A 21,190-nucleotide genomic window follows, 5' to 3' on the forward strand; every position below is an offset into this window, starting at 1 on the left:
TGGCGCATCGTTGAATGCGGAAAACCGGGTCCACTTTTCCGCACGATGCGCAAGGAGAAACCTGCCGTGAGCCAGCTGACCCTCGCCGACCTGTCCGACAAGATGCGCGACATCGATTTCGCCATGCTCTCGACCCATGCGGAGGGCGGCGAGATCGCCGGGCGTCCGATCAGCAACAACGGCGATGTCGCCTACGAGGGCGATTCGTACTTCTTCTCCGACGGGAACACGCGGACGGTCGAGGATATCAAGCGCGACCCGAAGGTGTCCCTGTCGTTCCAGGGCAGCAAGGGCCTTCTCGGCAAGCCCCCGATCTTCATCGCCATCGAAGGCCGCGCCGAGCTGATCCGTGACAGGAAGGTCTTCGAGGAGCATTGGACGAAGGATCTGGAGATCTGGTTCAAGGACGGCGTCGACACGCCGGGCCTTGTCCTGATCAAGGTTCACGCCACCCGCATCCATTACTGGCACGGCACAGACGAGGGCGAAGTGAAGCCCTGACCGCAGGCGGTCAGAACGGCTTCACGATCACCAGGATCACGATGCCGATCATGAGAACCGTCGGCACCTCGTTGATCATGCGGTAGAATTTCGCCGGGCGGGTGTTCTGGTCGGCGGCGAACACTTTTACCGTCTTCGACAGGAAGCCGTGCACGCCCGACAGGATCAGCACCAAAAGCACCTTCGCATGCAGCCAGCCGGAGGTGTACCAGCCGCCCTGCCAGATCAGGACCAGGCCGAGGATCCAGGCGAGGATCATGGCCGGGTTGATGATCGCCTTGAGCAGGCGCCGCTCCATGAGCTTGAAGGTGTCCGACTGGATCGAACCCTTCGGCGCGTCGCAATGATAGACGAAGAGGCGCGGCAGATAGAGCATGCCTGCCATCCACGCGATGATCGCGATCACGTGGAACGCCTTGATCCAGTCGTACAGCATCGTGCCTAAGCCCCCCGCACGCGAGCGATCATTCGCTCCACATGGTCGATCGGCGTTTCCGGCAGGATGCCGTGGCCGAGATTGAAGATGTGCGGGCGGCCGCGGGCCGCGCTCAGGATGTGGTCGACGCCCTTGGTCAGCGCCTCGCCGCCGGCGATCAGGGCGAGCGGGTCGAGATTGCCCTGGGTGGCGAGGGACTCCGGCAGGGTCGGCAGCACGATCGCCGGATCAAGCGTCCAGTCGAGTGCGAGCGCATCGCCGATGCCGGTGGTTGCGAAACGGTGGAGATTGGCCCCGCCCCCGCGCACGAAGACGATCGCCTTGGCGTCCGGCCGCGCGGATTTCAGGCCCTCCACCATGCGGCGGATCGGATCGAGCGAGAGCCGGTCGAAGAGCGCTGGCGGCAGGGCGGACCCAAAACTCTCGAAAATCTGCACCGCCTCGGCCCCCGCATCGATCTGGCGGATGAGATAGGCGGTGGAGGCTTTGACCAGCCTGTCGATGAGCGCATCCATGAAGGCCGGATCGCGATAGGCGGTGAGCCGGGCCGGGGCCTGGTCCGGCGTGCCCTTGCCGGCGATCATGTAGCTCGCCACCGTCCAGGGCGCACCGCAGAAGCCGAGAAGCGTCGTCTCCTTCGGCAGGCTCTTGCTCAGGCGGTCCAGGGTTTCGAAGACCGGGTCGAGCCGCTCCAGCGGCAGTTCTTCGGCAAGCCTGGAAAAATCTGTCTGCGAGGTGATCGGATCGAGCTTCGGACCTTCGTTCTCGACGAAGCGCACGTCCTGGCCCAAGGCATGGGGAATGACGAGAATGTCGGAGAACAGGATCGAGGCGTCGAAGCCGAAGCGCCGGATCGGCTGGAGCGTCACCTCCTCGGCGAGCCTCGGATTGTAGCAGAGGTCGAGAAAGGAGCCTGCCTGCTTTCGGGTTTCGCGGTATTCCGGCAGATAGCGACCGGCCTGGCGCATGATCCAGATCGGCAGCGGCCAGACCGGCTCGCCGTTCAGCACGCGCAAAATCGCTTTGGTGGAACGCTCGCTCACAGGCCCTCTCTTAAAAGAATAATCTTTGAATCTAAGAATCTGATGTTTCTCTTGGGCCGTGAATCGCAAAGCCGCAACCCCGTCCACAGACACTCCACATGGGCTGCGGCGTTAAGGGTCCATTAACGGTTGGGGCGGTCCTGCCACAATCCTTTCCGAATTGTTAAACCTTAACAGCCCGTTAACGAAGCTTAACCAAGTCTGAATCGGATGGGTGCGGGTGATTCGTGCCGGATTCTCCCAGTTCGACAGCGCCGATGCTGCACAACGGGCAGCGCTGTTGATGAGATGGCCTGAATCCCACAGGCCCTCGTGCTGGACCTCTTCACCCAGGCGTTTTATCCACACTGATCGACTCCTGCAGTGGATGATGGGAGAGGCTGGCTCATCAAACTCTGACCTCATCCTGAGGAGCAGCGCAGCTGCGTCTCGAAGGAGGATCCAGTGTAGGCTGGAGACGCCCTGATCCTTCGAGACGGACCTGACGGTCCTCCTCAGGATGAGGGCTGGGGAAGGTGCCGATGATGAGACCGGCCTTTGAGGAGAACGAGTCGTGGGACGCAGCTATTTTCATCTCCATCTTGTCTCCGACTCGACCGGTGAAACACTCATCACCGTCGCCCGTGCGGTGGTCGCGCAATATGAAGGCGTCGCTGCCATCGAGCATGTCTACCCCCTCGTGCGCTCCAACACCCAGCTCGAACGCGTGATCAGCGAGATCGAGACCGCGCCGGGCATCGTGCTCTACACGCTGGTGGAGCAGGATCTCGCCGGACGCCTCGAAGAGGTCTGCCGCGCGACGGGCTCGCCCTATCTCTCCGTCCTCGAGCCGGTGCATGCCCTGCTCTCCTCCTATCTCGGCACCCATTCGACGGCCCGGCCCGGCGCGCAGCACATGCTGAACGCAGAATATTTCAAGCGCATCGACGCCATGAACTTCACGCTCCTGCACGATGACGGGCACCTGCCGCACGATCTCGACGAGGCAAACGTGATTCTGGTCGGCGTGAGCCGCACCTCGAAGACGCCGACCGCGATCTATCTCGCCAATCGCGGTCTGAAGACCGCCAACATTCCCCTCGTTCCCGGCGTGCCGCCGCCGGCTGTGCTCGAGACGGCGCGCAAGGCTCTCATCGTCGGCCTCGTCGCGACGCCGGAGCGCATCGTGCAGATCCGACAGAATCGGCTGCTCAGCCTCAATGCCGACGACGATACATCTTACGTGGACCGCGACGCGGTGGCGGAGGAGCTTGCCGCCTCCCGGCGCCTCTTCGCCCGCAACGGCTGGCCGGTGATCGACGTGACGCGCCGCTCCATTGAGGAGACGGCCGCCGCGATCATCGATCTCTACCGCGACCACCGCCTGCGCTTCATCGCGGAATAAACCAATGCCGGTGCTCTGGACCCCCAACGACAAGCTGCTTCTCGCCTCGACCAGCGCAACCCGCCTCGCCCTGCTGGTGAGTGCCGGGCTTGCGGTGGAAACGCAGAATTCGGGCATTGACGAACGTGCCGTCGAGGCGGCGGCGGAGCAGGAACGGCTTGACCCGCCGGCGCTCGCCCAGCGTCTCGCCGACGAAAAGGCGCTTGCCGTGAGCCGTCGCCATCCGGAGCGCGTGGTGCTCGGGGCCGATCAGGTGCTCGACGGCGCGGGCGAGGTCTTTCACAAGCCCGCCAACCGGGATGCCGCGCGGGCGCAGCTCTTGAAGCTGTCCGGGCATTCCCATGCGCTGCATTCCGCAGGCAGCCTCGCCATCGGCGGGCAGGTGGTGGAGCAATTCTCGCGCAGCGCCTATCTCGTCATGCGCCCGCTGACGGAGGAGGCGATCAATCTTTATCTCGACCTCGCCGGGCCCGATGTGCTCAAAAGCGTCGGCGTTTACCAGCTCGAAGGGTTCGGGGTTCATCTGTTTGAGGCGGTCGAGGGGGATCATTCCACGATCCTGGGACTCCCTCTCCTTCCGCTTCTCGCCGCCTTACGCCGCCTCGGCTGCCTGAGTCTTTAAAGGTTAGAGTTCATGCCGAAGGCCTTCGTCACCGGCCATCCGATCAAGCATTCCCGCTCGCCGCTGATTCACGGCCATTGGCTGAAGGAATACGGACTCGACGGATCCTATGAGCGCATCGACGTGGCGCCTGTGGATTTCGGGGAGTTTCTGCGCGGCTTTGCGGCTCGCGGCTTTGCCGGCGGCAATGTCACCATCCCGCACAAGGAGGCGGCCTTCCTCGGCGTCGACCGCAGGACGGCGCGGGCCGAGCGCGTCAAGGCGGTCAACACGCTCTGGATCGAGGACGGCGTGCTCTGGGGCGACAACACCGACGTGGCCGGTTTCATGGCCCATCTCGACGCGAGCCTGGGGACAGGCTGGGAGCAAAATGTGGATACGGCATTGGTGATCGGCGCGGGAGGCGCTGCCCGTGCCGTCGTGGCCGGCCTGCAGGATCGAGCCCTGAAGCGCATTTTCGTCACGAACCGGACCCTGGCCAAGGCGGAAGACCTGGTCCGCGATCTCCGGCCGGGCAGTGCGGTCGGTCTCGAGACATCCGCATGGGAGGCTCTCGGACGGGTGATCCCCCATGCAAGGCTCATCGTCAACACCACCTCGCTCGGCATGGCGGGCCAGCCTCCCCTCGCCCTCGACCTGGCGCGGGCTCCCCGCGATGCCGCCGTCGCCGACATCGTCTACGTTCCCCTCGAAACACCCCTCCTCGCAGCGGCGAAGGCGGAAGGCCTGAAAACCGTCGATGGGCTCGGCATGCTGCTGCACCAGGCGGTGCCGGGCTTCGAGCGCTGGTTCGGTGTCAGGCCCGAGGTCACGCCCGAATTGCGGGCCCTGATCCTTGCCGATATCGAGGGCCGCAAATGACTTTCGTGCTCGGGCTCACCGGCTCCATCGGCATGGGCAAATCGGCCACCGCCGATCTTTTCCGCAGGCTCGGCGTGCCGGTGCACGATGCGGACGCCACCGTGCACCGCCTCTATCGCGGACGTGCGGCGCCGCCGATCGAAAAGGCTTTTCCCGGCACCGTCGGCGACGGCATCGTCGACCGGGCACGCTTGAGTGCCGCTGTTCTCAACGATCCCGCGCGCATGAAGCAGCTGGAAGCCATCGTCCATCCGCTGGTGCGCGAGGAGGAGAAGAATTTTCTCGCAAGGGTTTCCGCCCTCGCGCCCGTCGCCGTTCTCGACATCCCTCTCCTCTTCGAGACCGGCGGCGAGCGGCGCTGCGATGCGGTTCTCGTGGTCACGGCGCCATTGTCTGTGCAGCGTGCCCGGGTTCTGGCCCGCCCCGGCATGACGGAGGAGAAATTCTCTGCCATCCTCGCCAAGCAGATGCCGGATGCGGAGAAGCGCGCCCGCGCGCATTTCCTGGTCGATACCGGCCGGGGCTTCGCCTCGGCGGAAGCGCAGGTCCGGACCATTCTCGCCTGTCTCGCCGGCCGGCCGGGACGGCGTCATCCCTTTGTGACGAAGAGCTGAATCAACGATGTTGCGTGAAATCGTTCTCGATACCGAAACCACCGGCACCGACCATGCCAAGGGCGACCGGGTGATCGAAATCGGCTGCGTCGAGCTCCTCAACCACATTCCGACGGGCCGGAACCACCACGTCTACATCAACCCGGAATTCCCGGTCGCGCCCGGCGCCTTCGCGGTGCACGGGCTCTCCAATGAGTTTCTCGCCGACAAGCCGGTCTTTGCGGCGATCGCGGATGAATTCGCCGATTTCATCGGCGATGCCCGCCTCGTCATCCACAACGCGGCCTTCGATATTGGCTTCCTCAATGCGGAATTCGCCCGCACCGGGCACCGGCAGTTCAAGCTGGCCGAGGCCGTCGATACCCTCGCGCTGGCCCGCCGCAAGCATCCGGGCGCCGCGAACAATCTCGATGCGCTCTGCGCCCGCTACGGCATCGACAATTCGAGGCGCACCAAGCACGGGGCGCTTCTCGACGCCGAGATCCTGGCCGAGGTCTATATCGAGCTGATCGGCGGCCGGCAGGTCGGGTTCGACCTGTCCCTGAAGCCCGCAGCCCGGGCCGGCGCCCTGCAGGCGCAGGCCGCCGGTCGCGAGGCACGCCCGCGCACCCTGATCTCGCGCCTCACCGAGGCCGAGCGTGCCGCACACGAGGCCTTCATCAAGTCCCTCGGCGAGAACGCCCTCTGGCGCGAATATCTCGGCAAGGCGCCGGAGGCCTCGTCCTAGAAATCCTAACCTACCCCCACAGCCCTCATCCTGGGGGCAGCCGCAGGCGGCGTCTCGAAGGAGCTTCCAGTGCTCTCTGGAACCTCCTTCGAGACGCAGCTTCGCTGCTCCTCAGGATGAGGGTTTATGGAGAAGGCGCAAAAGAAAAGGGCGAGACGGTAACCGCCTCGCCCGATCCAAAAAACGCGAACCTGTCGGAGTTCTTACGACAGCGTCGGACCGTTGCCGTTCTGCTGGCCCTGCACCTCGGCGGCGCGCTGGCGGTAGAGGGCGACGAAGTCGATCGGGTCGATGTAGAGGGGTGGGAAGCCGCCGTTGCGCACAGCCTCGGCCACCATCTGGCGGGCGAAGGGGAAGAGCAGGCGCGGGCACTCGATCATCACCACCGGATGCAGCTGCTCCTGCGGGATGTTCTGGATCCGGAACACGCCCGAATAGGTGAGCTCGAAGGCGAACAGCACTTCCTTGCCGCCGATCTTGGCATCGCCCTCGAGGGTCAGGTCGACCTCGAAATCGGCCTCGGCCAGCTGCTTGGCGTTCACGTTGACCTGCAGGTTGATCTGCGGGCCTTCCGCCTGCTGCTGCAGGGAGCGGGGGGCGTTGGGATTCTCGAAGGAAAAATCTTTGCAGTATTGCGCAAGCGCGTTGAGCGCGGGCGCTCCGTTCTGTGCCGGATTGTCGGCCATGGATTTATGCTCCCTAAGGGGGTGTCTCGTCGGGCCCTGACGGAACACTTTGTAAAGCAAAGCGCCGGCTCGCTTCGGGCCATGGGTCCTCGCGCTATCAGCTTCTCATAGCCGAAGCAAGATTGAGCCGATGCATTCGCTTGTCGGAGGAGGAGGTGGATGTTACGACCTCAGGACCCCATATGCGAAGGATGACCCCTTCGCCTCCTCGACATTACGCCCGGCGGCAACCGGGCGCGGGGGGCTCACAACGGATCGACGATGCAGGATTCCTTCGACATCACGACCCTTATCTTTATTGTACTCGCCGTTTTCGTGATCTGGCGCCTTCGCTCCGTCCTGGGACAGAAGACCGGCAACGAGCAGCCGCCCTTCGATCCGCTTTCGCGCCGCGATGCGCCCCTGCGTCCAGGCAACGCACCCGCCGAGCCGGATCACAATGTGGTGCGGCTGCCCGGCGCCACCGAGGCCCGTCCTACCATCGAGGTTGCCGCGGCCGAGCGCTGGAAGGGCATCACCGAGCCCGGCACGCCGACCGCCGCCGCCCTCGACGGCATCCTGCGCCTCGAGCCGAACTTCAACCCGTCCGAATTCCTGGAAGGCGCCAAGGCCGCCTACGAGATGATCGTCACCGCCTTCGCGCAAGGCGACCGCAAGACCCTCAAGGACCTGCTCTCCCGCGAGGTCTATGAGGGCTTCGAACGCGCCATCACCGAGCGCGAGCGCCGCGGCGAGACGGTCGAGACCACCTTCGTCTCCATCGACAAGGCCGAGCTCGCCGGCGCCGAGCTGCAGGGCAAGAACGCCCAGATCGTGGTGCGCTTCCTGTCCAAGCTGATCTCCGCCACCCGCGATGCCTCCGGCAACGTGGTCGACGGCAGCCCCGAGACCGTGGGCGACGTCACCGATGTCTGGACCTTCGCCCGCTCCTTGGGCAGCCGCGACCCCAACTGGCAGCTCGTGGCGACCGAAGCGGGGCAATGAGGCATGCCGGGCGGGCTCTTCTTGCTTGCTCTTGTCTCTGGACGCTGAGCATGTCCGCCGCGGCCGGATCGGCGCGCGAGGGCCAGGCGCGCCTCGAGCCCCTGCCCTTTACGGCGCTCGCGGGCTGGGACCAGGACGATCACGCCGCCGCCTATCGCGCCTTCCTGCGCTCCTGCCGGGCCCTTGATGCTTCCTCCGCCGAATTGCGGCCTGCCCAGGCGCCACAGGAAGATCTCCTTCGCATCTGCCGAGAGGCTCTGAAGACGCCTAGCCTCGGCAAGACAGGGGCCAAACGCTTCTTCGAGACCCATTTCCAGCCTGTCGCCGTGACGCCGCTTTCCGGAAACGGCTTTCTGACAGGCTATTACGAACCTGAATTTCAGGGCTCCCGCACGCGCAATGCGACCTATCGGGTTCCCCTGCTCGACCGACCCGACGATCTCGTCACCGTCCCGCAAGGTGAGACTCTGCCCGGCCTTCAGCCTGGGCTGCAGGCCGCGCGGCGCAGCAAGGACGGCTACGAGCCCTATCCCGACCGCGCCGCCATCGAGGAAGGGGCTTTGGGCTCGCGGGCCAAGCCCATCGTTTACCTGAGCGAGCCGGGCGAGGCCTTCATCATCCATGTGCAGGGCTCGGCCCGCATCCGGCTTTCCGACGGCACGGTGATGCGGGTGGCCTATGCCGGACGCAACGGGCGGCCTTACACCTCCATCGGCCGCCTGCTGGTGCAGCAGGGCGAGATGGATCTGGAGACCATGACGCTCGCCAAGCTCATGGGCTGGCTCAAGGATCATCCGGAACCGGCCAAGGCCCTGATGCGCCGGAACGAATCCTACATCTTCTTTCGCGAGGCCCGCGAACTCGCCCCGGAGGACGGCCCCATCGGTGGTGCCGGCATTCCCCTCGTTCCCGGCCGGAGCCTTGCGGTCGACCGGTCGCTCTGGGCCTATGGCCTGCCGGTCTGGCTCGACGGGCAATTGCCCCTGACCCTCGATGAGGCCGAGCCTCTGCGGCGGCTGATGATTGCGCAGGATACCGGGTCGGCCATCGTCGGCCCGGCGCGGGGCGATTTCTTCTTCGGCAGCGGCGAGGAGGCCGGCCGTCGCGCCGGCCTCCTGCGCCATCCCGTGCGCTTCGTGGTCCTGCAGCCGAAACCCCGTTCATGAGCAAGAGAAGCCGGACCCGTCAGCTCAGCCCCGAGGAGAAGCGGCTCTGGTCCCATGTGGCCCGGCACGTGAAACCCATGAAGGGCAAGCTTTTGCCGCCCGAGCCCGAACCCGGCGAGGCGCCAGCTCCTAAGCCTGCTCTTGCCCCGCCTTCCCCTGTTCTTCACCCTCTCCCCGTCCCCGCCAAGCCCGCCCTGCCGCCGCTCGCCCCCGTCGAGCGCCGAACGCTCCAGGCCCTGCGCCGGGGCCGCAAGGACGTCGACAGCGTCATCGATTTGCACGGCATGCGTCAGGAGGAGGCCCATTTTGCCCTGCTGAGCTTTCTTCACCGGGCGCAGAGCTCAGGCTACGGGCTCGTGCTGGTCATCACCGGCAAGGGCGGCGCGGCAGCCGGTTTCGGGATCTTCGAGGAGCGCGGGGTGCTCAGGCGGATGGTGCCGCACTGGCTGCGCCTGCCCGACCTGCGCGCTCTGGTGATCGGCTTCGAGGAGGCCTCTCCCCAGCATGGCGGATCCGGGGCACTCTATGTCAGGCTCCGCCGGCGGCGGAGTGCGGGATCGGGCGATGACACCCTTCGGTGAACGAGTGCGGCAGCTGCGCCGGGAGCGCGGACGGATGTTGAAGGACATGGCCGCGCATCTCGGCGTGTCCAGCGCCTATCTCTCCGCACTGGAGCGCGGCGAGCGCGGCAAGCCGACCTGGACCCTGATCCAGGGCGTGCTGCAATACTTCCACATCATCTGGGACGAGGCCGACGAGCTCACCCGCCTCGCCGACCTCTCCGATCCCCGCGTGAAGATCGACACGGCCAACACCGACCCGAAGGCGACGCTTTTCGCAAACCGCCTGGCGCGGGAGATCGGCGACCTGACCCCGGAGGAGCTGGAAGCCCTGCTCGCGGTGCTCGACCGGGCCCAGGAGCGGGAGCGGGGGGCGATCGGTGACAAGCACTCTTCCCTCCCCCTTGTGGGGCGGGATTGAGGGCGGGGGTGTGAGCGCGGTGCGCTTCCTGCTCTCTCGACGTCATCACCTCCCCGGACTTGATCCGGGGATCGGTGCCGGCGATCCCGATTAGTTAAAGCGCCACACTTCTCCATATCGGGATGGCCGGCACAAGGCCGGCCATGACGTGGCAGGTATGATAGGAAGCTCTCGCCCCGTCGGGCAGCCCCTTGACCTCCCCCGCCCCGGATGCGAAAGCGCCCCGTCATTTCATAACCCCGGTGGCTCATGTCCCAGACCCGCATCGACGTCCTTACCCTCGGCAACGCCATCGTTGACGTGCTCGCCCATACGGACGAGGCCTTCCTGCTCGAGAAGAAGGTGCACAAGGGCGCCATGCAGCTCATCGACGAGGCGCGGGCGGAAGAACTCTACGGCGACATGGGCCCGGCAACCATCGTGTCCGGCGGATCCGGCGCCAACACGGCAGCGGGGGCAGCATCCTTCGGCGTGAAGGCCGGCTTCATCGGCAAGGTGAAGAACGACGAGACGGGCAAGCTCTTCGCGCACGATCTCAAGGCCATCGACGTGCATTATGACGTGAAGCCGGCGCAGGACGGTCCCGCCACCGCCCGCAGCTTCATCCTGGTGACGCCGGACGGCGAGCGCACCATGAACACCTATCTCGGCGCTTGCCAGAACCTCACGCCTGAAGACGTCAATCCGGAGACCGTACGCGCTTCCTCCATCGTTTATCTCGAAGGCTATCTCTGGGATCCTCCGGCGGCCAAGGAAGCCTTCCGCAAGGCGGTGAAGATCGCCCACGAGGCCGGCAACAAGGTCGCGCTCACCCTCTCCGACGCCTTCTGCGTCGACCGCTACCGCGACGAGTTTTTGGGTCTCATGCGCGACGGCAGCCTGGACATCCTGTTCGCCAACATCCACGAGCTGCAGAGCCTCTACGGCACGTCCTCGCCCGAGGCTGCGCTCGCGGCCCTGCGTGAGGAAAACGTGCTCGGCGCCATCACCCGTTCGGCCGAAGGCGCGCTGATCGTCACCCGCGGCGAAACGAAGGCCGTGCCGGCCTTCCCCGTGGAGCGCGTGGTCGACACCACCGGCGCCGGCGACCTCTTCGCCTCCGGCTTCCTCGCCGGCCTGGTGAACAACCTCGACCTGACCGACTGCGCCCGTCTCGGAGGCCTCGCCGCCGCCGAGATCATCAGCCATCTCGGCGCCCGCCCGCAGGCGAACCTGCGTGAGATGGCACAGCAGCAAGGGCTGCTTTCGTAAGCAGCACCCTCCCCGTCATGGCCGCACTTGTTGCGGCCACCCACGTCTTGGGAGCCACAACGATGCAAAGACGTGGATACCCGGCCCAAGGCCGGGCATGACGCTGGGTTCCACCTCCGTCCCGGCGCCGTAAAAGGTCGTTACAGCCGCCGCAGCGCCACCGTCTCGATGCGATGGCTCGGGCCCTTCTTCAGGATCAGGCTGGCGCGCTGGCGGGTCGGCACGATGTTGTCGCGCAGGTTCGGCAGGTTGATGCGGTTCCACAATCCGTCGGCGGTGGCGATCGCCTCGGCCTCGGGCAGTTCCGCATAGCGCCGGAAATAGGAGAGCGGATCGCGGAAGGCCGTGTGGCGCAGGCGCAGGAAGCGGTTGACGTACCAGCGGTGAAGGTCGTCCTCGTCCGCGTCGATATAGACCGAGAAGTCGAAGAAGTCGGAGACGAAGGGAATGGCGGTGCCGTCCTTCGGCAGGCGCGCCGGCTGCAGCACGTTGAGGCCTTCGACGATGAGAATGTCGGGCCGGTCGACGGTCGTCTCCTCGCCGGGCACCACGTCGTAGACCAGATGGGAATAGAGCGGGGCCTTCACGTTGCGCTTGCCGGCCTTGATGTCGGCGAGGAAGTGCAGGAGCTTGCCCGTGTCGTAGCTCTCCGGAAAGCCCTTGCGCTCCATCGATCCGAGCCGCGTCAGCTCGGCATTGGGCAGAAGGAAGCCGTCGGTGGTGACGAGGTCGACCTTCGGCGTGTTGGGCCAGCGGGCGAGCAGCGCCTTCAGCACGCGGGCGGTGGTGGATTTTCCGACTGCGACCGAGCCCGCCACGCCGATGATGTAGGGCACCTTCTCCTGCTGCTCGGCCAGCAGGAAGCGCTGGGTCGCCTTGAACAGCCCCTGCGTCGCCGCGACGTAGAGGGAGAGCAGGCGCGAGAGCGGCAGGTAGATCGCCGCGACTTCGTCGAGAGAGATCGGGTCGTTGAGGGATTGCAGTTGCACCACCTCGTCGGCGGCGAGCGTCATCGGCGCATCGGCGCGCAGCTTAGCCCATTCGTCGCGCGAGAAGATGCGATAGGGCGACAGCCCGTCATCGGTCTCGGGGGGAAAAACCACGTTGGGCTGGTCCATGCGAACCACCTCTTTCGTTTACGTCTTGCGCGCGGCCTTTTCGGCAAGACCCGACTGCGCCGTGCGGCGCTCCAGTTCGGCCATGACGTCACTTAGAGGAATGTTTGCGCCCTGCAACACGACCAAAAGATGATAAAGCACATCCGCCGCCTCGGCCGTGAGGTTTTCCCGGTCGCCCTGGACGGCGGCGATCGCCGCTTCCACCGCCTCTTCCCCCAGCTTCTTGGCCGCCTTGGACGGCCCGCCGGCGATCAGCTTGGCCGTATAGGATTCAGCTGCAGGCGCCGATGCGCGCTCGGCGACGATGCGGGCGAGGTCGTTGAGGGTGAAGGAGGTCATGGGGTTTTCGTTGCCTCGTTGTCATCCCCGGCCGGAGCGAAGCGCAGGGGAAGGGGATCCAGGAATCCTCGCACTCTGAATGGATCCCCTTCCCGGCCCTCACGGGCCGCCGGGGATGACATCGTGTCCCTATTTCTCTGTTCCTACGCAGTCTTGTCCAGCCGCATCTTGAGGCCTTTGTCGGCCATATAGCCCTTGGCTTCCGCAATCGTATGGGTGCCGAAGTGGAAGATCGAGGCGGCGAGCACGGCGCTGGCATGGCCTTTTTCGACCCCATCGACGAGATGGTCGAGATTGCCGACGCCGCCGGAGGCGATGACGGGCACGGAGACCGCGTCCGCGATGGCGCGCACGAGCGCGAGATCGTAGCCGCCCTTGGTGCCGTCACGGTCCATGGAGGTGACCAGAAGCTCCCCTGCCCCGAGCTCGGCCACCTGCCGAGCGAAGGCAATGGCGTCGATGCCGGTGGCGTTGCGTCCACCATGGGTGAAGATTTCCCAGCGCGACGGCTCACTCTCGCCAGACACCTTCTTGGCGTCGATGGCGACGACGATGCATTGATTGCCGAACTTTTCCGCCGCCTCGCGCACGAAGTCCGGGTTCTTCACCGCGGCGGTGTTGATCGAGACCTTGTCGGCGCCGGCGAGCAGGAGCTTGCGGATGTCATCGACGCTGCGCACGCCTCCACCGACGGTGAGCGGCATGAAGCAGGCCTCGGCGGTGCGCTGCACGACATCGAACAGGATCCCCCTCGCCTCGTGGCTCGCGGTGATGTCGAGGAAGCACAATTCGTCGGCGCCCGCCGCATCATAGGCCTTGGCGGCCTCGACCGGATCGCCCGCATCGACGAGATCGACGAACTGCACGCCCTTCACGACACGGCCGTCCTTGACGTCGAGACAGGGGATGAGGCGAACTTTGAGCATCACGCGGGCTCCTTGCGCACCGCCTTCAGCAGCGCCAGCGCTTCCTGCGGGTCGATGCGGCCGTCATAGAGGGCGCGGCCCGAGATCGCGCCGTTGAGCACGGCGCAATCGGGTTCCGTCAGGCGCTCGATATCGGCCATGGAGGCGAGGCCGCCGGAGGCGATGACGGGGATCGAGACGGCGCGTGCCAACCCTAAGGTCATCGGGAAATTGAGGCCTTTCAGGATGCCGTCGCGGGCGATGTCGGTGTAGATGATGGCGGCAACCCCGGCATCCTCGAAACGCCGGCCGAGCTCTTCGGCCGACAGGGTCGAGGTCTGGGCCCAGCCTTCCACGGCGACGAGCCCGTCCTTGGCGTCGATGCCGACGGCGATCTTGCCCGGATGAAGGCGCGCGGCCTCGCGCACGAAGGCGGGATCGCGCACCGCCGCCGTGCCGATGATCACGCGGGAGACGCCCTTTCGGAGCCAGCCCTCGACCGTCTTCATGTCGCGGATGCCGCCGCCGAGCTGCACCGGAATGCTCACACGCTTGAGGATCTCCTCGACGGCGGACGCATTCATCGGCTTGCCGGCGAAGGCGCCGTCGAGATCGACCACGTGCAGCCACTCGAAACCCTGGCGCTCGAAGATGGCGGCTTGGTCGGCGGGATCGTCGTTGAACACGGTCGCCTGGTCCATGTCGCCTTGAACGAGGCGGACGCAGCGGCCTTCCTTGAGGTCGATGGCAGGATAGAGGATCACGGGCGCCACCTCAAAAAATTGGCGATGAGCTTGAGGCCGAGGGCCTGGCTCTTCTCGGGGTGAAATTGCGTGCCGACGAGATTGTCCCGCCCGACGATGGCGGTGACCGGGCTGCCGTAATCGGCAGTGGCGACCACGTCGTCCGGATGGGCGGGTGTCAGCGCATAGGAATGCACGAAATAGGCGTGCAGGCCGTCGGGCCCGGTCGGAATGCCGTCGAGCAGCGGGTGCGGCTTCGCGAGCGTCAGCGTGTTCCAGCCCATATGCGGGATCTTCAGGCCGGGGTCGCTCGGCGTGATCGCCTTCACGTCGCCGTGGATCCAGTCGAGGCCGTAGCTCACCGTGTGCTCGAGCCCGCGCGTCGCCATGAGCTGCATGCCGACGCAGATGCCGAGAAAGGGGCGCTTGTCCTCGTGCACGCGCCGCTGCAGCACCTCGACCATGCCGGGCACGGCATCGAGGCCACGGCGGCAATCGGCGAAGGCGCCGACGCCCGGCAGCACGATCCGGTCGGCTTTCGCGACGAGGTCGGGATCGGAGGAGACGGCGATGGACAGATCGAGCTCCGCTTCCCGCGCCGCGCGCTCGAAAGCCTTGGCAGCGGAGTGCAGGTTGCCGGACCCGTAATCGATGATGACGACGCTCACCGGGGACGCTCCGCATCGGGGAAGAGACCGATCACCGGTTCGGATCGTCTCGTCGTGGAGAGGAGCGGCGAGGGAGTCGGGCTGCGGGGCAGGGCGGCGGGCCTCGCCTCGAGCCAGCGGGCGAAGGCCTTGGCCTCCGCCTCATCCCGGTCGGCGGCGGTGACCGCATCGACCATGGGACGGCCGCGGCGGGTCAGAGTCCAGCGCCGCAGGCTGTTGGCCTCGAGCCCGATCAGAATCTGCAGCAGAACCTGCGCGATCGAGGCGGCGAGGGGATGCACGTCGAGGAGCGCCATCAGGCCGCCGAAGGCGACGACGAGGACCAGGACACCGATGCCGGCAAGCCAGAGCCGGTGGTAGAAGAACCACAGGAAGGTGAAGACGAAGGCCCCCCAGGAGAAGGAATCCTTCACGAGCTCGGACTCGTCCAGAGCTGTCGGATCACCCGGCCGCGCATCGCGGGCAAGGTGTAGGGTAAAGGTGGTCATGGCGACGTTTCCTCAAGCCCTGTCCGGTGAAGTGTCGCTGGCGTGCTCGCCGGACAAGGCGTCTCTTGAAGGGATCTAGAGCGTACCCTTGGTCGAGGGAATGCGGCCCTCTTCCCTTGGGTCCAGTGCCACGGCCTGACGCAAGGCCCGTGCCAAGCCCTTGAAGCAGCTCTCGGCGATATGATGGCTGTTCTCGCCGTAGAGCGTCTCCACATGGAGCGTCAGGCCCGCATTGATGGCGAAGGCCTGATGGAACTCGCGCACCAGCTCGGTGTCGAAAACGCCGATCTTTTCCGTCGGGAAGGTGGTCCGGAACACGAGGAAGGGGCGGCCCGATATGTCGAGCGCGACGCGCGTCAAGGTCTCGTCCATCGGAAGATGGATGTCGGCATAGCGCGTGATGCCCTTTTTATCGCCAAGCGCCTTCAGGATGGCCTGGCCGAGCGCGATCCCGGTGTCCTCGGTCGTATGATGCTGATCCACATGCAGATCGCCCGTCACCTTCACGGACAGGTCGAAATGACCGTGGCGGGCAAAGAGTTCGAGCATATGGTCGAGGAAGCCGACCCCCGTGGAGATCTCGGCCTTGCCGGTGCCATCGAGGGCGATCGACAGGGCGATATCGGTCTCGGCGGTGCGACGGCTGACGCTCGCGGAGCGCATCATCAAAATCCTCTGCGGAACAAGAGACAGGCGCCTTCTAGCAAGCCGCGGCGAGAAACGCCACCCGGCGGGCGTGTTTCCTCCCGTTGCAGGGGTTGGGTTAAATCCTCACCACAGGCGCGGTGGTGGGACGACAATGTGCGCTTCACCTCGGTCGCGCCCCGCAAGGGGAAGAAAAACTTCCGCGTTGTTTTCAAGCCATGAATGACTAAGTGAGGGTCCAACGATCATATCTTGTCCCGCCGGAGACCCTATTCCCGTGTCCGAAGACGCCGCACCCCGCATGCATGCCACCACCATTCTCATGGTCCGCAAAGGAGGCCGCGTCGTCATCGGCGGCGACGGGCAGGTGAGCCTGGGGCAGACCGTGGTGAAGGGCAACGCGAAAAAAGTCCGGCGCCTAGCCAAGGGCGGCGTGATCGGCGGCTTCGCCGGCTCGACGGCCGATGCCTTCACCCTGTTCGAGCGGCTCGAGGCCAAGCTCGAACAATATCCCGGCCAGCTCACCCGCGCCTGCGTCGAACTCACCAAGGACTGGCGTACCGACCGGTATCTGCGCCGTCTCGAGGCCATGATGCTCGTTGCCGACAAGGATGTCGGCCTGCTGCTTTCCGGCGCCGGCGACGTGCTCGAGCCGGAAAACGGCATCATGGCGATCGGCTCCGGCGGCAATTATGCGCTCGCCGCCGCGCGGGCGCTTGCCGATTCCGCCATGGACGCGGAAGCCATCGTGCGCCGCTCGCTCGCCATCGCCGCCGAAATCTGCGTCTACACGAATGCGAACATCGTCATCGAAACGCTCGATGAAGCCTGATTGCCCGTCATGGCCGGATGTGATCCGGCCATCCACGTCTTCACCCTCTCCACGCCGCAGGGCGTGGATCCCCGGGGACAAGCCGGGGGATGACGATCACCCTTTGAGCCAAGACATCTCATGACCACGTTTTCTCCCCGCGAAATCGTTTCCGAACTCGACCGCTACATCGTCGGACAGAACGACGCCAAGCGCGCGGTCGCCATTGCGTTGCGCAACCGCTGGCGCCGGCAGCAGCTCGAAGGGGCCCTGCGCGAAGAGGTGGCGCCGAAGAACATCCTGATGATCGGCCCCACAGGCTGCGGCAAGACCGAGATCTCGCGCCGTCTCGCCAAGCTCGCGGGCGCGCCCTTCATCAAGATCGAGGCGACCAAGTTCACCGAGGTCGGCTATGTCGGCCGCGACGTGGAGCAGATCGTGCGCGATCTCGTCGAGATCGGCATCGGCCTCGTGAAGGAGGAGCGCCGCCGGCAGGTGCAGGCGAAGGCGCATGTCGCGGCCGAGGAGCGCGTGCTCGATGCGCTCGTCGGCGCGACGGCCAGTGCCGCCACCCGCGATTCCTTCCGCCGCAAGCTGCGCGCCAACGAACTCGACGACAAGGAGATCGAGGTCGAGCTGCAATCGGGCGGAGGGCAGGGGATGCCCATGTTCGAGATTCCCGGCATGCCCGGCGCCTCGGTCGGCGCGATCAATCTCTCCGACATGTTCGGCAAGGCTTTTGGCGGCGGACGCGCGAAGACCCGCCGCACCACCGTGCGCGAGGCCTATGAGCCGCTCGTGACGGAAGAGGCCGACAAGATGATCGACCAGGACGCCATCGTACAGGAGGCTGTGCGTCAGGTCGAGAACAACGGCATCGTGTTTCTCGACGAGATCGACAAGATCGCCGGCCGCGAAGGCCGCACCGGCGCCGATGTCTCGCGCGAGGGCGTGCAGCGCGACCTGCTGCCGCTGATCGAGGGCACCACGGTCTCGACGAAATACGGGCCGGTGAAGACCGACCACATCCTCTTCATCGCATCGGGTGCGTTCCACGTCTCGAAGCCCTCGGATCTTCTGCCCGAACTGCAGGGCCGCCTGCCGATCCGCGTCGAGCTTTCGCCGCTCACCGTGGAGGATTTCAAGCGCATTCTCACCGAGACGGAGGCGAGCCTCATCAAGCAATCGGTCGCGCTGATGCAGACGGAAGGCGTCAGCCTCGTCTTCACCGACGATGCCATCGACGCGCTGGCGCAGGTGGCGGTCGACGTGAACAATTCCGTCGAGAATATCGGCGCGCGCCGCCTGCAGACGGTGCTGGAGCGCGTGCTCGACAACGTCTCCTTCACCGCCCCCGACCGCTCCGGCGAAACGGTGACCATTGACGCCGCTTACGTGCGCGGCGAGGTGGAGAGCCTGGCGAGGAACACCGACCTGAGCCGATTCATTTTGTAACGCGACGCTGTCGTCCCACTCTCCCGCGTCATCCCCGGCCTTGTGCCGGGGACCCACGTCATTGGAACCGCTGCGCTGCAAAGGCGTGGGTGGCCGCAACAAGTGCGGCCATGACGAGAGGTTGGTGGAACCACCCTCCCGATTCGCGACTTGCATCGGGATGAATCCGGACCTGGAAGACCTGAAGGCGAAGGCGCTGGCGATCCATGAGCGTCTCTGCGCGGTCTACGAATGTCCGATCCCTTATTTTCACAATCTCGACCCGCTGAGCGAACTGGTCTCCTCGCTCCTCTCCCATCGCACGCGCAATGCGGATTCGGGCCGCGCCTTCAAGGCGCTGCGAGCGCGCTATTCCGATTGGCAGGATATGATCGAGGCGCCGGTTGCAGAGGTGGAGGAGACGATCCAGGGCGTAACCTGGCCGGAACAGAAGGCGCCGCGGCTGCAGGCCGTTCTGCACGCGATCAAAGAACGCCATGGCGCCCTCTCGCTCGACTTCCTCGGCGCCATGCCGGTCGCCGAGGCGCGGGCCTGGCTCGAAAGCATTCCGGGTATCGGGCCGAAGACGAGCGCGGCGGTCTTGTCGTTCTCCGTGCTGCGCAAGGCGGCGCTTCCCGTCGACAGCCATCATCACCGCGTCGCCCAGCGCACCGGGCTCATTCCGCAATCCATGAGCGTCGGCCCGTCTCATGCGGCGCTCGCGGCGCTGCTCCCGGAGGATTGGGATGCGCAGGCGGTCTATGACCATCACGAGATCATGATGCTGCACGGCCAGCGCTGCTGCTTCTTCACGAATCCGGCCTGCGGGCGCTGCGCGATCCTGGAGCTTTGCCCGACGGGTCAGGGCAGGGTGCAGGCCGAGGGGCGCAGGCCCGCGCGGCGAAATCGCGAGCGGGCGGATCGGAGCCCGAATGTCTCCCGCTCCCGCGAGAGCTGACCCGAATTTGCCAAGTTACGGAACGACCTTAAGTCTCGGGCGTTCGCCTGTTGAGATTGGAGGACCGCCCCCATGCGTAAATTCTTGATGGCTATCGCAGCCACGGCCGTGCTTGGCACTTTTGGCCTCACCGCTCCGGCCTCGGCCGCCCAAACGCAGACCGCGCCCGTAAACGAGCTGGTCGCGGCGATCCAGAACGGCACGGTGAACGCCGAGTACGTGCAACGCAGGGGCGGCGGACGCCATGTGGCGCGCGGCGGCAGCTATCGCGGCGGCGCTCGACATGTCTATCGCGGCGGCGCGTATCGCGGCGGCCGCTATGCATATCGCGGTGGCGTGTATCGTGGCGGCCGCTATGCATATCGCGGTGGCGTGTATCGTGGCGGCCGCTACGTGAACCGTGGCTATTATGGGCGCGGCTACTATGGCGGGCGCTACTACGGGCCCCGCTACGGCTATTACGGTCGAGGCTACGGTTACGGTGCCGCAGCCGGCGCGATCGGGTTGACGACCGGCGCCATCGTCGGCAGTGCCATCGCGCAGTCCAACAACGCTGCATCCTACTGCGCGCAGCGCTACCGCTCCTACAATCCGGCGACCGGCACCTATGTCGGCTACGACGGCGTTCGTCGCCGCTGCCCTTAAGGGGTTCGGACGTGCGGATATACGAAGCGGGCCATTCGGCCCGCTTCTTTTTTGATCTCTACTTCGCCGCGATGACGGCGATCTCGACCTTGAAGGCGGGCGCTGCGAGCTTGGCCTCGACGGTGGCGCGGGCAGGGGTGTTGCCGGGCGAGACCCAGGCATCCCATACCGCATTCATCTCCTGGAACGTGCCCATGTCGGTGAGCCAGATATTCACCATCAGGAGCTTCGACTTGTCGGTGCCGGCTTCCGTCAGCAGGCCGTCGATGATCGCGAGGATTTCCTTGGTCTGCTCGGTGACGCTTTGCCCGGCGCTCTGGTTGGCGACCTGGCCGGCGAGATAGACCGTGCTGCCGTGAACGACGGCGCCGCTCATGCGCGGGCCGGGCTTGATGCGTTGGATCGTCATGGAATGTCCTCGTGCGTTTCCGGGATCTGCCTTTTCGGGGGCAGGGCGCTTCAGGTCAAGCCGTCAATAGAGACTCGTACGCTGCCTTTCCGGCAGTTCCTTGTCGTAGGCCTCGCCGCCGACCTCGTCGTTCGACAGGGCAGCCAGGATCCGGCCCGCGCTCGGCAGAGAGCCTCGCGCCACATGCTTTTGCGGGTTCCACAATTCGGAGCGCAGGATCGCGCGGGCGCATTGGAAGAATACGGCCTCCACCGCGATCGCGATCACCGATTTCGGCGCCTTGCCGTCGATGGAAAAGCTCTCCAGCAGGGACGGCTCGACCGAGATCGCGGCACGGCCGTTGACGCGCAGGGTCTCGCCGATGCCGGGGATCAGGAACAGCAGGGCGACATTCGGATCGCGCACGATGTTTTTGAGAGAATCGATTCGGTTGTTGCCGCGACGGTCGGGCAGCAGCAGGGTCTTCTCGTCATGGACGCGCACGAAGCCTGGCCCGTCGCCGCGCGGCGAGCAGTCGAGCCCTTCCGGCCCCCTCGTCGCCAGCGCCAGGAAGGGCGAAGCCTCGATCAGAGCCCGGTATTCGGGCACGATCCGGTCCGTCTCCTTCAGGAGGGAGCCTCTGTTGACCTCGCCATAGAGGGATTCGAGTTCGGTGATGGTGCTGATGATGTGGGACATGTCTCGACGGGCCGCCCCGGAACCCGTCCAGGGATCGTGATTTGACAATCCGCACTCTGGTGCAACTGCATGGCGGCAGGCAAGCCCGAAAGC

At 65.5% G+C, this 21,190-nt stretch carries 27 protein-coding genes; 15 read left to right on the plus strand and 12 right to left on the minus strand.

The features are described from left to right. Positions 1–66: 66 nt before the first annotated feature. Positions 67–501, plus strand: a complete 435-nt coding sequence (locus tag JKL46_RS00130) for a pyridoxamine 5'-phosphate oxidase family protein (protein WP_201829067.1) — start codon at positions 67–69, stop codon at positions 499–501. A gap of 10 nt (positions 502–511) precedes the next feature. Here JKL46_RS00130 and hemJ read toward each other — a convergent pair whose 3' ends face one another. Continuing rightward, positions 512–934: a protoporphyrinogen oxidase HemJ gene (gene hemJ / locus JKL46_RS00135; protein ID WP_201829725.1), complete on the minus strand. Its 423-nt coding sequence runs from the start codon at positions 932–934 to the stop codon at positions 512–514. Between the two features lie 8 nt (positions 935–942). After that, positions 943–1,980: a uroporphyrinogen decarboxylase gene (gene hemE, locus JKL46_RS00140; RefSeq protein ID WP_201829069.1), complete on the minus strand. Its 1,038-nt coding sequence runs from the start codon at positions 1,978–1,980 to the stop codon at positions 943–945. A gap of 553 nt (positions 1,981–2,533) precedes the next feature. Here hemE and JKL46_RS00145 point away from each other — a divergent pair. From JKL46_RS00145 to dnaQ, 5 genes are read left to right on the plus strand one after another with little or no spacing between them, the layout of a single operon-like run. Beyond that, on the plus strand, positions 2,534–3,364 hold the full coding sequence (locus JKL46_RS00145) for a pyruvate, phosphate dikinase/phosphoenolpyruvate synthase regulator (RefSeq protein WP_201829070.1): 831 nt from the start codon (positions 2,534–2,536) through the stop codon (positions 3,362–3,364). 4 nt (positions 3,365–3,368) lie between these two features. Beyond that, positions 3,369–3,986, plus strand: coding sequence for a Maf family protein (locus JKL46_RS00150; RefSeq protein ID WP_201829072.1), 618 nt, complete (start codon positions 3,369–3,371; stop codon positions 3,984–3,986). Between the two features lie 12 nt (positions 3,987–3,998). Further along, on the plus strand, positions 3,999–4,847 hold the full coding sequence (locus JKL46_RS00155) for a shikimate dehydrogenase (RefSeq protein ID WP_201829074.1): 849 nt from the start codon (positions 3,999–4,001) through the stop codon (positions 4,845–4,847). Then, complete coding sequence (gene coaE / locus JKL46_RS00160; protein ID WP_201829075.1) at positions 4,844–5,461, plus strand: dephospho-CoA kinase; 618 nt, start codon at positions 4,844–4,846, stop codon at positions 5,459–5,461. The genes JKL46_RS00155 and coaE overlap by 4 nt, the downstream gene beginning before the upstream one ends. Positions 5,462–5,468: 7 nt before the next feature. Then, a complete protein-coding gene (gene dnaQ / locus JKL46_RS00165; RefSeq protein WP_201829077.1) occupies positions 5,469–6,188 on the plus strand; it encodes a DNA polymerase III subunit epsilon in 720 nt (239 codons plus the stop codon). Positions 6,189–6,391: 203 nt separating this feature from the next. On the opposite strand, the gene secB is transcribed toward dnaQ, so the two are convergent. Next, positions 6,392–6,874 carry a protein-export chaperone SecB gene (gene secB, locus JKL46_RS00170; RefSeq protein ID WP_201829079.1) on the minus strand — a complete coding sequence of 161 codons (483 nt, stop codon included), beginning with the start codon at positions 6,872–6,874 and terminating at the stop codon, positions 6,392–6,394. Positions 6,875–7,135: 261 nt separating this feature from the next. On the opposite strand from secB, the gene JKL46_RS00175 reads away from it, so the two are divergent. From JKL46_RS00175 to JKL46_RS00195, 5 genes are all read left to right on the plus strand, one after another. Further along, positions 7,136–7,858: a Tim44/TimA family putative adaptor protein gene (locus JKL46_RS00175; RefSeq protein WP_201829081.1), complete on the plus strand. Its 723-nt coding sequence runs from the start codon at positions 7,136–7,138 to the stop codon at positions 7,856–7,858. A gap of 50 nt (positions 7,859–7,908) precedes the next feature. After that, positions 7,909–9,024, plus strand: a complete 1,116-nt coding sequence (gene mltA / locus JKL46_RS00180) for a murein transglycosylase A (RefSeq protein ID WP_246529071.1) — start codon at positions 7,909–7,911, stop codon at positions 9,022–9,024. After that, positions 9,021–9,605: a Smr/MutS family protein gene (locus JKL46_RS00185; protein WP_201829085.1), complete on the plus strand. Its 585-nt coding sequence runs from the start codon at positions 9,021–9,023 to the stop codon at positions 9,603–9,605. The genes mltA and JKL46_RS00185 overlap by 4 nt, the downstream gene beginning before the upstream one ends. After that, entirely contained in the window at positions 9,589–10,005 is a 417-nt protein-coding gene (locus JKL46_RS00190) for a helix-turn-helix domain-containing protein (protein ID WP_201829087.1), read from the plus strand. The genes JKL46_RS00185 and JKL46_RS00190 overlap by 17 nt, the downstream gene beginning before the upstream one ends. Before the next feature lie 249 nt (positions 10,006–10,254). Then, positions 10,255–11,256, plus strand: a complete 1,002-nt coding sequence (locus JKL46_RS00195; protein WP_201829089.1) for an adenosine kinase — start codon at positions 10,255–10,257, stop codon at positions 11,254–11,256. Positions 11,257–11,396: 140 nt separating this feature from the next. Here JKL46_RS00195 and coaA read toward each other — a convergent pair whose 3' ends face one another. The 7 genes from coaA to hisB all read right to left on the minus strand — a co-directional run bounded on the left by coaA (position 11,397) and on the right by hisB (position 16,180). Then, a complete protein-coding gene (coaA, locus tag JKL46_RS00200; protein WP_201829091.1) occupies positions 11,397–12,374 on the minus strand; it encodes a type I pantothenate kinase in 978 nt (325 codons plus the stop codon). Between the two features lie 18 nt (positions 12,375–12,392). After that, positions 12,393–12,713, minus strand: coding sequence for a phosphoribosyl-ATP diphosphatase (locus tag JKL46_RS00205; RefSeq protein ID WP_201829093.1), 321 nt, complete (start codon positions 12,711–12,713; stop codon positions 12,393–12,395). Positions 12,714–12,856: 143 nt separating this feature from the next. After that, positions 12,857–13,639, minus strand: coding sequence for an imidazole glycerol phosphate synthase subunit HisF (hisF, locus tag JKL46_RS00210; protein WP_201829095.1), 783 nt, complete (start codon positions 13,637–13,639; stop codon positions 12,857–12,859). Next, positions 13,639–14,391: a 1-(5-phosphoribosyl)-5-[(5-phosphoribosylamino)methylideneamino]imidazole-4-carboxamide isomerase gene (hisA, locus tag JKL46_RS00215; RefSeq protein ID WP_201829097.1), complete on the minus strand. Its 753-nt coding sequence runs from the start codon at positions 14,389–14,391 to the stop codon at positions 13,639–13,641. The genes hisF and hisA overlap by 1 nt, the downstream gene beginning before the upstream one ends. Further along, on the minus strand, positions 14,379–15,029 hold the full coding sequence (gene hisH, locus JKL46_RS00220) for an imidazole glycerol phosphate synthase subunit HisH (RefSeq protein ID WP_201829099.1): 651 nt from the start codon (positions 15,027–15,029) through the stop codon (positions 14,379–14,381). Before hisH ends, hisA begins: the two co-directional genes overlap by 13 nt. After that, on the minus strand, positions 15,026–15,517 hold the full coding sequence (locus tag JKL46_RS00225; RefSeq protein WP_201829101.1) for a DUF2628 domain-containing protein: 492 nt from the start codon (positions 15,515–15,517) through the stop codon (positions 15,026–15,028). Before JKL46_RS00225 ends, hisH begins: the two co-directional genes overlap by 4 nt. A 75-nt stretch (positions 15,518–15,592) precedes the next feature. Continuing rightward, positions 15,593–16,180 carry an imidazoleglycerol-phosphate dehydratase HisB gene (gene hisB, locus JKL46_RS00230; protein WP_201829726.1) on the minus strand — a complete coding sequence of 196 codons (588 nt, stop codon included), beginning with the start codon at positions 16,178–16,180 and terminating at the stop codon, positions 15,593–15,595. Positions 16,181–16,463: 283 nt separating this feature from the next. On the opposite strand from hisB, the gene hslV reads away from it, so the two are divergent. The 4 genes from hslV (at position 16,464) to JKL46_RS00250 (ending at position 20,010) form a co-directional block, all read left to right on the plus strand. Next, positions 16,464–16,994 (plus strand): ATP-dependent protease subunit HslV, encoded by a 531-nt coding sequence (gene hslV, locus JKL46_RS00235; RefSeq protein WP_210381167.1) that lies wholly within the window; start codon positions 16,464–16,466, stop codon positions 16,992–16,994. A 120-nt stretch (positions 16,995–17,114) separates the two neighbouring features. Then, complete coding sequence (gene hslU / locus JKL46_RS00240) at positions 17,115–18,428, plus strand: ATP-dependent protease ATPase subunit HslU (RefSeq protein WP_201829103.1); 1,314 nt, start codon at positions 17,115–17,117, stop codon at positions 18,426–18,428. Positions 18,429–18,588: 160 nt separating this feature from the next. After that, on the plus strand, positions 18,589–19,365 hold the full coding sequence (locus JKL46_RS00245) for an endonuclease III domain-containing protein (protein WP_201829728.1): 777 nt from the start codon (positions 18,589–18,591) through the stop codon (positions 19,363–19,365). A 72-nt stretch (positions 19,366–19,437) separates the two neighbouring features. After that, entirely contained in the window at positions 19,438–20,010 is a 573-nt protein-coding gene (locus JKL46_RS00250; RefSeq protein WP_246529072.1) for a BA14K family protein, read from the plus strand. A 58-nt stretch (positions 20,011–20,068) separates the two neighbouring features. On the opposite strand, the gene JKL46_RS00255 is transcribed toward JKL46_RS00250, so the two are convergent. Continuing rightward, positions 20,069–20,419 (minus strand): RidA family protein, encoded by a 351-nt coding sequence (locus tag JKL46_RS00255; RefSeq protein WP_201829105.1) that lies wholly within the window; start codon positions 20,417–20,419, stop codon positions 20,069–20,071. A 63-nt stretch (positions 20,420–20,482) separates the two neighbouring features. Further along, the gene (locus tag JKL46_RS00260) at positions 20,483–21,097 is read right to left on the minus strand and encodes a pyridoxamine 5'-phosphate oxidase family protein (protein WP_201829107.1); all 615 of its coding nucleotides are present in this window, start codon (positions 21,095–21,097) and stop codon (positions 20,483–20,485) included. Positions 21,098–21,190 lie beyond the last annotated feature (93 nt).

Origin of the sequence: Microvirga zambiensis WSM3693 (assembly GCF_016735695.1) — a bacterium.
Taxonomy (GTDB): Bacteria; Pseudomonadota; Alphaproteobacteria; order Rhizobiales; family Beijerinckiaceae; genus Microvirga; species Microvirga zambiensis.

What these genes read in the sequence shown, in the direction of transcription:
- JKL46_RS00150 (WP_201829072.1), top strand. Translation starts at nt 3,369, where the DNA reads ATGCCGGTGCTCTGGACCCCCAACGACAAGCTGCTTCTCGCCTCGACC.
- JKL46_RS00155 (WP_201829074.1), top strand. Translation starts at nt 3,999, where the DNA reads ATGCCGAAGGCCTTCGTCACCGGCCATCCGATCAAGCATTCCCGCTCG.
- coaE (WP_201829075.1), top strand. Translation starts at nt 4,844, where the DNA reads ATGACTTTCGTGCTCGGGCTCACCGGCTCCATCGGCATGGGCAAATCG.
- dnaQ (WP_201829077.1), top strand. Translation starts at nt 5,469, where the DNA reads ATGTTGCGTGAAATCGTTCTCGATACCGAAACCACCGGCACCGACCAT.
- secB (WP_201829079.1), bottom strand. Translation starts at nt 6,874, where the DNA reads ATGGCCGACAATCCGGCACAGAACGGAGCGCCCGCGCTCAACGCGCTT.
- JKL46_RS00175 (WP_201829081.1), top strand. Translation starts at nt 7,136, where the DNA reads ATGCAGGATTCCTTCGACATCACGACCCTTATCTTTATTGTACTCGCC.
- mltA (WP_246529071.1), top strand. Translation starts at nt 7,909, where the DNA reads ATGTCCGCCGCGGCCGGATCGGCGCGCGAGGGCCAGGCGCGCCTCGAG.
- JKL46_RS00185 (WP_201829085.1), top strand. Translation starts at nt 9,021, where the DNA reads ATGAGCAAGAGAAGCCGGACCCGTCAGCTCAGCCCCGAGGAGAAGCGG.
- JKL46_RS00190 (WP_201829087.1), top strand. Translation starts at nt 9,589, where the DNA reads ATGACACCCTTCGGTGAACGAGTGCGGCAGCTGCGCCGGGAGCGCGGA.
- JKL46_RS00195 (WP_201829089.1), top strand. Translation starts at nt 10,255, where the DNA reads ATGTCCCAGACCCGCATCGACGTCCTTACCCTCGGCAACGCCATCGTT.
- coaA (WP_201829091.1), bottom strand. Translation starts at nt 12,374, where the DNA reads ATGGACCAGCCCAACGTGGTTTTTCCCCCCGAGACCGATGACGGGCTG.
- JKL46_RS00205 (WP_201829093.1), bottom strand. Translation starts at nt 12,713, where the DNA reads ATGACCTCCTTCACCCTCAACGACCTCGCCCGCATCGTCGCCGAGCGC.
- hisF (WP_201829095.1), bottom strand. Translation starts at nt 13,639, where the DNA reads ATGCTCAAAGTTCGCCTCATCCCCTGTCTCGACGTCAAGGACGGCCGT.
- JKL46_RS00225 (WP_201829101.1), bottom strand. Translation starts at nt 15,517, where the DNA reads ATGACCACCTTTACCCTACACCTTGCCCGCGATGCGCGGCCGGGTGAT.
- hisB (WP_201829726.1), bottom strand. Translation starts at nt 16,180, where the DNA reads ATGCGCTCCGCGAGCGTCAGCCGTCGCACCGCCGAGACCGATATCGCC.
- hslV (WP_210381167.1), top strand. Translation starts at nt 16,464, where the DNA reads ATGCATGCCACCACCATTCTCATGGTCCGCAAAGGAGGCCGCGTCGTC.
- hslU (WP_201829103.1), top strand. Translation starts at nt 17,115, where the DNA reads ATGACCACGTTTTCTCCCCGCGAAATCGTTTCCGAACTCGACCGCTAC.
- JKL46_RS00245 (WP_201829728.1), top strand. Translation starts at nt 18,589, where the DNA reads ATGAATCCGGACCTGGAAGACCTGAAGGCGAAGGCGCTGGCGATCCAT.
- JKL46_RS00250 (WP_246529072.1), top strand. Translation starts at nt 19,438, where the DNA reads ATGCGTAAATTCTTGATGGCTATCGCAGCCACGGCCGTGCTTGGCACT.
- JKL46_RS00255 (WP_201829105.1), bottom strand. Translation starts at nt 20,419, where the DNA reads ATGACGATCCAACGCATCAAGCCCGGCCCGCGCATGAGCGGCGCCGTC.
- JKL46_RS00260 (WP_201829107.1), bottom strand. Translation starts at nt 21,097, where the DNA reads ATGTCCCACATCATCAGCACCATCACCGAACTCGAATCCCTCTATGGC.